Source organism: Arthrobacter sp. SO3, from assembly GCF_020532825.1.
GTDB lineage: Bacteria > Actinomycetota > Actinomycetes > Actinomycetales > Micrococcaceae > Arthrobacter.
Window position 1 is genome coordinate 1 of the sequence record NZ_MQTS01000053.1, and the last position, 9,473, is coordinate 9,473.

Below are 9,473 nucleotides of genomic sequence, written 5' to 3' on the forward strand. Positions count from 1 at the left end.
ACATTGTGGAGGCGGTCGGAATCCTTCGTTACGCCATCTGATATTTAGCCCGGACCGGGTCCGGATTCATACCCGGGACCCGCCGCGGATTAGGGTTCTAGCTATGACGCACCAGATCCGGACAGCAACCGCGGACGACGCCGGCCGGCTGGCCGCGCTGGCGGCTGTCACGTTCCCGCTGGCCTGCCCGCCCGCCTCTTCCCCGGACGACATCGCCGCGCACCTCGCGAACACCCTCAGCGAGGCCAACTTCCGCAGTTACCTCGCCGACCCGGCCGCCACCGTCCTCGTGATCGACGCCGGCGGCGAGCTTCGCGGCTACAGCCTCCTGGCCGCCCGCCCCGCCCAGGACCCGGACGTGGCAGCGGTCCTGACCGTCCTGCCCTCCACCGAGCTCAGCAAATGCTACGTCCACCCGGACCACCACGGCCTGGGCGCCGCCGCCGAACTGATGCACGCCAGCCTCGGCGCGGCCGCAGCGGCCGGTGCCCGGGGGATCTGGCTCGGGGTGAACGACCAGAACGCCCGGGCCATCCGCTTTTACGAAAAATCCGGCTTCCGCAAGGTCGGCACCAAGTCCTTCAGGCTCGGCAGCACCGTGGAACACGACTTCGTCATGGAGCGCCCGGTCACGCCGTGACCAAGCCGACAGGCCGCCGGGGAATGGAGCCGGCACCTGCAGGGTTGTGGCGATCATGAAGATTGAAATCTGGTCCGACGTGGCCTGCCCCTGGTGCTACATCGGCAAACGCCGCTTTGAAACGGCCCTCGCGGCCTTCCCGCACCGGGATTCCGTGGAGGTCCAGTGGCGCAGCTACCAGCTGGATCCGACACTCCCGGACCACTACGACGGCACCGAACTGGACTATTTGAGCACCCGCAAGGGCATGGCCCCGGCGCAGGTCGCCGCAATGTTCGCGCACGTTGCCGAGCAGGCCAGCGGCGAGGGGCTCAACTACCGGTTCGACGACGTCGTGGTCGCCAACAGCTTCACCGCCCACCGTCTGATCCACCTCGCCGCCGCGCACGGGCAGCAGGACGCCGCGAAGGAACGCCTGCTCAGCGACCACTTCGAGCGGGGCTTGGACATCGGCAGCCGGGAGTACCTGACCTCGCTGGGCCTCGGCCTCGGGATCGGCGCCGCCGAGCTGGATGAACTGTTCACGACGGACAAATACGCCGACGACGTCCGGCAGGACTTCGAGGAAGGCCGCGCCCTGGGCATCACCGGCGTCCCGTTCTTCGTCATTGACCGTAAGTTCGGGCTTTCCGGCGCCCAGCCCGCCGAGACGTTCGCCGCGGCCCTCGAGCAGGCCTGGCAGGACAGCCGGCCGCTTGAGATGGTCAGCTCGGCCGCCGGCGGAGAGGCCAACGGAACCGCAGAGGCTTGCGGCCCGGATGGCTGCTCCGCCTGAGCGTCCGCCATCCCCGGCGGCCCGGGATTCCCGCTGGCCAGTCGCAAAACCGGGTTTTGCTGACAGATCGCGCTAAAGTGTCCGTATGCCTAGGATTTCGGCCGCGAGCAACGCCGCCCAACGAGCCGATACCCAGCACCGCATCCTGACCGCGTTCGGCGAGCTCCTGTTCACCCATGGGTTGCCCGGGCTGACGATGACGGACGTCGCGCGGCACGCCCGGATCGGCCGGACCGCTGTGTACAACTACTATGCGGACATCGAAGAGCTCCTGATCGCCTATGCGCTGGATGAGACCGAGCGTTTCCTGCTTGATTTGAGGGAATCCCTGGACTCGCTGGAGAACCCGGTGGACCGGCTGGCGCTGTACGTCCGCGCCCAGGTCGAGGACCTCAGCCGGCGGCACCTGCCGCCCGGTCCCGCGATGGGCGCCGTACTTTCCCCGGCGTCGTTCGCGAAGCTGGCGGACCATGTCGGGGAGCTGAGCGTTCTGCTGCAGGGCATCCTGCGGGACGGCATCGCCCAGGGCTACCTGCCGGACACCGACACCACCCAGCTGGCGCAGCTCATCCACGGCACCCTGTCCTCCAGTGCCGCCCGCGGTGACGGCGCCGGCGAGGACCCCGAGGCAGAGGCCCGGCTGGCCCGCACCGTGCGGTTTGTCCAGCTCGGCGCCGGAGCGCGGTTCGACGACAACGGGCTCCCGTTTCGCTTTAACCCCTGAACGCCTGTGAGCCGGCGGTCCGGACGAACGGGGTCAGTTGCCGGGCGTGGGCGGTACCTTCGGCGTCACGGGCAACTGCGTTTCGTCCACAATCCGCCGGTCCTCGCGCGGGCAGCTGAGCTGGCCCGGCGTCTGGTCGACCAGTTCCGGCTTTGCCAGGTCCTTGAAGTCTCCGGTGAGGATGACATCCACGCTCGGGTCCGTCCGGCCGTCCTGGAAATAGTCCGAGCCGGGCACGTTGCGCTGCACACTGAACGCTGCGGACTGGCCTGCCGCGCCGGAGACGACCAGGGCCACCCCGCGGTAGCTCGACGTCGTGTTGGCAACGGCCCCGACGATGAACTTGCGGGCCGCGAACTCCTCGGCCACGGATCGGGCCAAGCCCGGGCGGGACGTGGAATTGAACACGTTGAGGTTGATCGTTTCCGGCGGCGTGTAGTCGTAACGCGCCTCCGGGCAGACGGACGCGGCAGCCTGGCTCCGCTCCGCCGTCGGAATCTTAATCTGGCCGTTCATGATCGCCAGCGCCACCACGATCGCCGCGGCAATCAGCCCGACGAGCAGCACCAGGACGACACCGTGCAGGATGCGGCGCCGCAACCTGACGGGGTTCTCGTGCAGTTCGTCATCATCGACGAACGTGGCGCGCAAATCAGAGCCGGTGATGACGTGGTGCCCATGCAGGACGGTGACGTCCTTCGGCGCTCTAGCCATTGATCACCAGGACGCGCGCATGGATCGCCGTGCGCTGGTGCAACGCCGTACGGACGGCGCGGTGCAGGCCGTCCTCCAAGTACAGGACGCCGCGGTACTCCACGACGTGCGGAAACAGATCGCCGAAGAACGTCGAGTCCTCCGCCAGCAGCGCTTCAAGGTCGAGCGTGCGCTTGGTGGTCACCAAATCGTCCAGCCGGACCGGGCGCGGCGGCAGCGTCGCCCAGTCCTTGGGCGTGCTGTAACCATGGTCGGGGTACGGGCGTCCCTCGCCCACGGCTTTGAATATCACCATGCAAGCGTAAGGAACTTGGGCGGCCAAAGGAATCCACGACGCCCGAAGCCGGGAGGTTGTAGCCAAACGGTAACCATTTGTCATGCCGTGCGCCGCCGCCTGTCACAATTCACGCCTTGCTGCCTACCCCGGTCCACAACACATGCAAAGTCGCGTGCCGGCTGGGAGAATAGGTGCATGACAACTCCCGAGACCCCCGCCTCCCTCTCGCCGTTGGCGCCTCCGCTGGCACTACTGCTCGACGTCGACGGTCCCGTGGCGAGTCCCGTCACACGCACGGTGCAGCCTGCGATCATCGCGGACCTGCTGGCGCTGGCTGCGGCGGGGATCCCGGTCATCTTCAACACCGGCCGTTCGGCGGCCTTCATCCGTGAACAGGTTATGGAGCCGATGATTGCCGCCGGGATGCCAGCCGGCCTCCTCATCCACGCCATCTGCGAGAAGGGCGCCGTCTGGTTCAGCTACACCTCCACGGGTCCCGGTGCAGTCCACGTAGACCACGAACTGGCCATCCCGCGGGCCTTCGGCGACGACGTCCGGCGGCTCGTGGCCGAGGACTATTCCAGCCACATGTTCTTCGACGAAACCAAACTGGCGATGGTCTCCGTGGAGCAGCACATCGCAGTGGAGAACTCCGACTACCGGGCTGAGCAGGAACTCTTCGACGCCGATGCCATGGGCCTGATGGCCCGGCACGGTCTCGGGGTGGTGCGCCTGGACCACCACGCCCCCGACTCCGATGACCGCGTCGACTACCGGGTGGACCCGACCATCATCTCCACCGATATCGAATCGGTCCGGCTCGGCAAGGACCTCGGTGCGAGCCGGGCCGTGGAGCTGCTGGCGGCCCAGGGCATCGCCCCGCAGGCCTGGCGGACGGTGGGCGACTCCCGCACGGACTACGCCATGGCCGACTGGCTGCACCACAACGACCACCCGGTCAAGCACGTCGACGTCCGGCCGGCCGACGGCGTCCCGGTAAAACCGTACGAGGTACTCACCGCGGCGGATCTGGGGCTGGGTACGGACGTCATCCACGACGATGCCGGGGCGGCTTTCCTGCACAGCTGGCGTGCGGCCCTCCTGGGCTGAACCAGCGGACCGAACGACCCCCGGACACAGGGTTCCCGGGTGGAGGTGGGGCTCTCGCGGCCCATACTGGCGGCGTTTCAGCCGCGGATATTGGGGTCGATTTTGGGGCGGACGTTATTATGCAAGTAGGGACACATTCACGCAAACAATCACGGAGAATCGAAATTACAGACGCATTGGTCCAGGACGAGATCTACTACGGCAGCCAGGCATCGGTAGATGCCCATGATGAGGTCACTTCCGCGGCTGCCGTGGCGAGATTCCGGACCCGCCAGGACGTTGTGCGCCGGCGCGGCCGGTACGGGCTCATCAATGGGAACCGCACGCCGTACCAGGCCATGGTCGAGGATTTGATGTTCATCCGCTCGGTCCTTGACGGCGCCGGCCTCGACTACCTCCTGGTCCGCGGCAACAACCACAGGCCGGTCATCGCCGTGGACTGGAAGGACCGCAAGGATCTCCGAGACGCCCTCGTGGAGGCCTGCCACGATGAGCCGTTCTACTCGATGAGCGTCGACGCCAAGAAGAAGTCCTCGGTGCTGGTCGCCGACGGGGAGCTCTCTCCCAACCGGCAGTCCCGGATCTTCAGGCTGTACCGTCCCCGGGTCGAACCTGAGGGCGGCTTCGAGTTCGGCGCCTCGGCCGGCGTGCAGCTGGAACTGTGGAGTTTCGAGGGTGACCAGCTGATCCTCCCGATCGAGAACTCGCTGACCCGCCGGACCCTGCTGGCCCAGGACGCCATCCGCGGCACGGTGGAGCGGTACGGCCGCACCTGGCCCACGATCGAGAACATGTTTGCCGACCACGCCAGTGACATCAGCTTCGACATCGACCTCGTGTTCTCCTGGGTGGATGGCAGCTCCCCCGAGTACATCGCCGCGCGGCGTGCCCGGATGGCCGGCGTCGTGGTCGGCGAAGGCGACGACCACGAAGCCCGCTTCCGCCAGATCGACGAGCTCAAGTACGCGCTCCGCTCGGTCTACATGTTCGCGCCCTGGATCCGCCGCATCTTCATCGCCACGGACTCCCCCACGCCCTCCTGGCTGGCGGATCATCCGGGCGTGACGATCCTCCGCAGCGAGGAGTTCTTCGCGGACCCCTCTGTGCTGCCCACCCACAACTCGCAGGCAGTGGAATGCCAGCTCCACCACATTGAAGGCCTGTCCGAGCACTTCCTGTACTCGAATGACGACATGTTCTTTGGCCGCGCCGTCGGGCCGGACATGTTCTTCACCCCTGGCGGCATCACCAAGTTCATCGAGGCGGAAACCCGGATCGGGCTTGGGGACAACGACGCCGAGCGCAGCGGGTTTGAGAACGCAGCCCGGGTGAACCGGAAACTGCTCTGGGACCGCTTTGGCCGGATCACCACCCGGCACCTGGAACACACGGCTGCTCCGCTGCGGCGCAGCGTCGTGGCCCAGATGGAACAGGAGTTCCCGGCGGAATTCGCCAAGACGGCGGCCAGCACGTTCCGCGCGGCCGACAACATCTCGGTGACCAACTCGTTCTACCACTACTACGCGCTGCTCACCGGCCGGGCCGTCACCCAGACCGCAGCAAAGGTGCGCTACGTGGACACCACAGCCAGGGCCGGGCTGAACTATCTGCCCAAGCTTCTCGCCAAGCGGAACATGGACTTCTTCTGCCTCAATGACGGCAGTTTCCCTGAGGTCCCCGCCGAGGAACGGGCCGAACTCGTGACCGACTTCCTGGAGAAGTACTACCCGATCAAGGCCCCCTGGGAGAAGTAGGTCCCCGAGATCCGGGCGGAACCACCTGCCGGCTGCGCCCGCTGCCCCCCTCGCCGGGGCGGCGCTAGTTGCTGGCGGTCAGCCTTCGGCTTCCGGGAGTCCTGGCGGGCTCCTCGGGCCGTGCCTTGCCCGGGATGCGAATCCCGGCTGCTGCAATCCGCCGCTGGGCTTCCGCTGCCGAGACGAGCTCGCCCACCGGAGGGGTGTCTCCGAGCAGGACCACGGAGTGCACGATGGTGTGCTCGTAGACGTGGACGAGGTTGAACGCCTGCCCGCCGTCGCGTCCGCGGGTTCCACCCACCGGGACGTTGAGGTCCTGGGTGTAGCAGGTGGCTGACGCCACTGAGACGGGGATTCCGGCGAAGGTCGCCGTTGTCGAATAGTGCAGGTGGCCGCCCAGGATGGACCGGACGTCCGAGTTCCGCAGGACCGCGGCCAATGCCGTCTGGTCCCGGAGCTCCACCAGGACGGCGAGATCCAGGACGGAAGGCACCGGAGGGTGGTGCAGGGCCAGGATAGTTCCGTCCGGTGCCGGGGTGGAAAGTTCAGCCGCGAGCCACTCCAGCTGGTCAGGGCTCAGCTCACCGTGATGGAAGCCGGGCACGGAGGTGTCAAGGGTGATGATCCGCAGCCCGTTGATGAAATAGCTGTGGTCCACCGGGGCGTCGTCAGCCGGCTGGTCCAGCAGGCCGGTGCGGAAGTTGGCGCGGTTGTCGTGGTTTCCCATCGCCCAGATGACTTTCGCGCCCATGGCTTTGCACGCAGGTTCTACGATGGCCCGCAACTTGGCGTAGGCCTCGGGTTCGCCCCGGTCAGCGAGGTCGCCGGTGAAAATCACCGCTTCGGGGCGGGCTCCGGAATCGCGTACTTCGTCAAAGAGTTGCTGGAGCAGAGCGTCGCTATCGACTACACCAAGCAACGGAGCGGAACCTCCCAACAGGTGGGGGTCACTCAGATGGAGTAGAAAATGACGTGGCCGGGGGTGCTCGGCCTCGATGAGCTCCATTGCTACCTTCCTGGTTGGGTGGAGGCGGTTGCCTCCAACGTCCCTCTCAGTAATGTCTATCCAACCAGACATTCGGCCAACAATGTGCAAACTCCAGTAGGCATGTTCGAAAAATGGGAACAACGCGTAATCCGGCGGACACATACCTGCCCTGGTATGTGTCCGCCGGATCGGCCTTACTCAGGTACCTGAGGTCTAGCTCAAGTAGCCGTTCGGGTTCAGCACGTACTTCGTGGCGGCGCCCGCATCGAATTCCGCGTAACCCTTGGGCGCTTCCTCCAGCGTGATGGCCTTCGCGTTGACGTTCTTCGCGATGTGGACCTTGTCGTGCAGGATCGCCATCATAAGCCCGCGGTTGTACTTCATCACCGGGCACTGCCCGGTAGTGAAGCTCAGGGACTTGGCCCAGCCGGTTCCTAGGCTAAGCGAGAGAGCACCCTTCTTGGCCGCCTCGTCGATGCCGCCCGGGTCGCCGGTGACATAGAGCCCGGGGATGCCGAGCGCGCCGCCGGCCGCCGTCAGTTCCATCAGGGAGTTCAGCACCGTTGCCGGAGCTTCCTTGGCGTCGTGGCCGTGGCCCTTCGCCTCGAAGCCGACGGCGTCGACGCCGCAGTCAACTTCGGGCACGCCGAGGAGCTGCTCGATCTGCTCCGCGGGCCCGCCCTGGGACAGGTCAACGGTTTCGCAACCGAAGCTGCGTGCCTGCTTCAACCGGTCCGCGTTCATGTCCCCGACAATCACCACCGCGGCGCCCAGCAACTGGGCACTCGTGGCCGCCGCGAGGCCGACCGGCCCGGCACCGGCGATGTAGACCGTGGAACCGACACCGACGCCTGCACTGACGGCTCCGTGGAAGCCTGTCGGGAAGATGTCCGAGAGCATGGCCAGATCCAGGATCTTTTCGAGTGCCTGATCCTTGTCCGGGAACTTCAGCAGGTTCCAGTCCGCGTACGGAACGAGGACGTAGTTGGCCTGTCCGCCGACCCAGCCGCCCATGTCCACGTACCCGTAGGCGGCGCCCGGACGGGCGGGGTTGACGTTCAGGCAGATACCGGTCTTGCGCTCCTTGCAGTTCCGGCAGCGTCCACAGGCGATGTTGAAGGGGACGGAACAGATATCGCCCACTTTGATGAACTCGACGTCCGGGCCGACCTCTACGACCTCCCCGGTAATTTCGTGGCCGAGCACCAGGTCCGAGGGTGCTGTGGTGCGGCCGCGGACCATGTGCTGGTCCGAGCCGCATATGTTCGTGGCAACGGTTTTGAGGATCACGCCGTGGCGCACCGAACGGCCCACGTTTGCGGGGTTGACCCCCGGGCCGTCCTTGAGTTCGAAGCTGGGGTAGTCAATGTCGATCAGTTCGACTTTGCCCGGCCCCTTGTAGGCAACGGCTTTGTTCCCTGTCATCACTTTCCTCCTGGTTTCACGGACCCCCAATATGAGTGTCCAGTTGTGATTCACGAAGCGTGCTGATGCACCGCCCCCCGGGGGTGCGGCGGCTGTGCCGCCAGCTCACACCCGCGCGCGTCTGCGGCGTGGTTGTGCCCGGTTTGATGGGAAGGTTTGGCCAGTCTAAGCGGCAAGCATGCTTAGGGAAAGGGGCCGTTGTCCCCTTGTGCTCTGGGGGCAGACTCTCAGCTAAGAGCGGACTGGACAGCTTCAATGATCTCCGGTGAATCCGGCTCCACGGTGGGGGCGAAACGGGCCACCACGTCACCGTCGCGGTTCACCAGGAACTTCTCGAAGTTCCATTTCACGAGTCCCGGCAGAATGCTGTTCTTGAATTTGGTGAGCTCGGCGTAGAGCGGGTGCTGGTTCCTGCCGCGGACGTCGGCTTTGGCGGTGAGCGGGAAGGTCACGCCGAAGTTCCGTTCGCAGAATTCAGCAATTTCGGCGTCGGCGGCGGGTTCCTGGCCTGCGAACTGGTTGCAGGGAACACCGAGCACCTCGAAGCCCTGCTCGCGGAACTTGTTGTGCAGCGCTTCGAGTCCCGCGTACTGCGGCGTAAATCCGCACTGCGAAGCCACGTTGACCACCAGCACCACCTCCCCCTTGAAGCGGCCAAAGTCGGTGTCCGTGCCGTCAATGAGGGTAAGCGGAATACTGTGCAGAGCGGTCATCGGAGAGTTCCTCGCAAGTCGGTGACGAAGATCGTGTCCGGAACGGTGTCCCGGAATTGGTCACGACCGTCATTCGATACCAACGCGCGCGGGTATGGGTTAGTGCCTGCTACGGGGTGGGAGTCAGCGACGGGTCCGTGCTCGCCGGCGGCTCAATGGACGCAGTGGGCGCTGGCGCGGCAGGTTCCGAAGTGGGCTGCGGAGCCGGTTCCACGACCGGCGGCGGGGCCGGCGCAGGTTCCACGACCGGCGGCGGGGCCGGCGCAGGTTCCACGACCGGGGGCGGGGCCGGCGCAGGGTCCGCGACCGACGGCGCCGGCGCAGGGTCCGCGACCGACGGCGCCGGCGCGGGG

At 66.2% G+C, this 9,473-nt stretch carries 11 protein-coding genes; 6 read left to right on the forward strand and 5 right to left on the reverse strand.

Annotation, left to right across the window (positions count from 1 at the left end):
• Positions 1–103 precede the first annotated feature (103 nt).
• The 3 genes from BJQ90_RS05795 to BJQ90_RS05805 all read left to right on the forward strand — a co-directional run bounded on the left by BJQ90_RS05795 (position 104) and on the right by BJQ90_RS05805 (position 2,139).
• The gene (locus BJQ90_RS05795; protein WP_226759353.1) at positions 104–640 is read left to right on the forward strand and encodes a GNAT family N-acetyltransferase; all 537 of its coding nucleotides are present in this window, start codon (positions 104–106) and stop codon (positions 638–640) included.
• Between the two features lie 55 nt (positions 641–695).
• Positions 696–1,415: a DsbA family oxidoreductase gene (locus tag BJQ90_RS05800; protein ID WP_226759354.1), complete on the forward strand. Its 720-nt coding sequence runs from the start codon at positions 696–698 to the stop codon at positions 1,413–1,415.
• Between the two features lie 85 nt (positions 1,416–1,500).
• Entirely contained in the window at positions 1,501–2,139 is a 639-nt protein-coding gene (locus BJQ90_RS05805; RefSeq protein ID WP_226759355.1) for a TetR/AcrR family transcriptional regulator, read from the forward strand.
• 33 nt (positions 2,140–2,172) lie between these two features.
• On the opposite strand, the gene BJQ90_RS05810 is transcribed toward BJQ90_RS05805, so the two are convergent.
• Together BJQ90_RS05810 and BJQ90_RS05815 are read right to left on the reverse strand one after the other, a co-directional pair.
• Entirely contained in the window at positions 2,173–2,853 is a 681-nt protein-coding gene (locus BJQ90_RS05810; RefSeq protein ID WP_226759356.1) for a LytR C-terminal domain-containing protein, read from the reverse strand.
• Positions 2,846–3,145: a type II toxin-antitoxin system VapB family antitoxin gene (locus BJQ90_RS05815; protein WP_226759363.1), complete on the reverse strand. Its 300-nt coding sequence runs from the start codon at positions 3,143–3,145 to the stop codon at positions 2,846–2,848. The genes BJQ90_RS05810 and BJQ90_RS05815 overlap by 8 nt, the downstream gene beginning before the upstream one ends.
• 180 nt (positions 3,146–3,325) lie before the next feature.
• On the opposite strand from BJQ90_RS05815, the gene BJQ90_RS05820 reads away from it, so the two are divergent.
• Both BJQ90_RS05820 and BJQ90_RS05825 read left to right on the forward strand, forming a co-directional pair.
• Positions 3,326–4,240 carry a hypothetical protein gene (locus BJQ90_RS05820; protein ID WP_226759357.1) on the forward strand — a complete coding sequence of 305 codons (915 nt, stop codon included), beginning with the start codon at positions 3,326–3,328 and terminating at the stop codon, positions 4,238–4,240.
• Between the two features lie 119 nt (positions 4,241–4,359).
• Positions 4,360–5,994 carry a stealth family protein gene (locus tag BJQ90_RS05825; RefSeq protein WP_226759358.1) on the forward strand — a complete coding sequence of 545 codons (1,635 nt, stop codon included), beginning with the start codon at positions 4,360–4,362 and terminating at the stop codon, positions 5,992–5,994.
• 64 nt (positions 5,995–6,058) lie between these two features.
• Here the strand turns inward: BJQ90_RS05825 and BJQ90_RS05830 are convergent, their stop codons facing one another.
• The 3 genes from BJQ90_RS05830 to BJQ90_RS05840 form a co-directional block, all read right to left on the reverse strand.
• On the reverse strand, positions 6,059–7,000 hold the full coding sequence (locus BJQ90_RS05830) for a phosphodiesterase (protein ID WP_226759359.1): 942 nt from the start codon (positions 6,998–7,000) through the stop codon (positions 6,059–6,061).
• A gap of 195 nt (positions 7,001–7,195) precedes the next feature.
• On the reverse strand, positions 7,196–8,407 hold the full coding sequence (gene fdhA, locus BJQ90_RS05835) for a formaldehyde dehydrogenase, glutathione-independent (protein WP_226759360.1): 1,212 nt from the start codon (positions 8,405–8,407) through the stop codon (positions 7,196–7,198).
• A 227-nt stretch (positions 8,408–8,634) separates the two neighbouring features.
• On the reverse strand, positions 8,635–9,120 hold the full coding sequence (locus tag BJQ90_RS05840) for a glutathione peroxidase (RefSeq protein WP_226759361.1): 486 nt from the start codon (positions 9,118–9,120) through the stop codon (positions 8,635–8,637).
• 116 nt (positions 9,121–9,236) lie between these two features.
• On the opposite strand from BJQ90_RS05840, the gene BJQ90_RS05845 reads away from it, so the two are divergent.
• The coding region (locus BJQ90_RS05845) for a hypothetical protein (protein ID WP_226759362.1) at positions 9,237–9,473 on the forward strand (237 nt) is incomplete at its 3' end.

Coding starts and splice junctions, on each gene's coding strand:
- BJQ90_RS05825 (WP_226759358.1), top strand. CDS start 4,360: ATGCAAGTAGGGACACATTCACGCAAACAATCACGGAGAATCGAAATT.
- BJQ90_RS05800 (WP_226759354.1), top strand. CDS start 696: ATGAAGATTGAAATCTGGTCCGACGTGGCCTGCCCCTGGTGCTACATC.
- BJQ90_RS05840 (WP_226759361.1), bottom strand. CDS start 9,120: ATGACCGCTCTGCACAGTATTCCGCTTACCCTCATTGACGGCACGGAC.
- BJQ90_RS05810 (WP_226759356.1), bottom strand. CDS start 2,853: ATGGCTAGAGCGCCGAAGGACGTCACCGTCCTGCATGGGCACCACGTC.
- BJQ90_RS05830 (WP_226759359.1), bottom strand. CDS start 7,000: ATGGAGCTCATCGAGGCCGAGCACCCCCGGCCACGTCATTTTCTACTC.
- BJQ90_RS05805 (WP_226759355.1), top strand. CDS start 1,501: ATGCCTAGGATTTCGGCCGCGAGCAACGCCGCCCAACGAGCCGATACC.
- BJQ90_RS05795 (WP_226759353.1), top strand. CDS start 104: ATGACGCACCAGATCCGGACAGCAACCGCGGACGACGCCGGCCGGCTG.
- BJQ90_RS05820 (WP_226759357.1), top strand. CDS start 3,326: ATGACAACTCCCGAGACCCCCGCCTCCCTCTCGCCGTTGGCGCCTCCG.
- fdhA (WP_226759360.1), bottom strand. CDS start 8,407: ATGACAGGGAACAAAGCCGTTGCCTACAAGGGGCCGGGCAAAGTCGAA.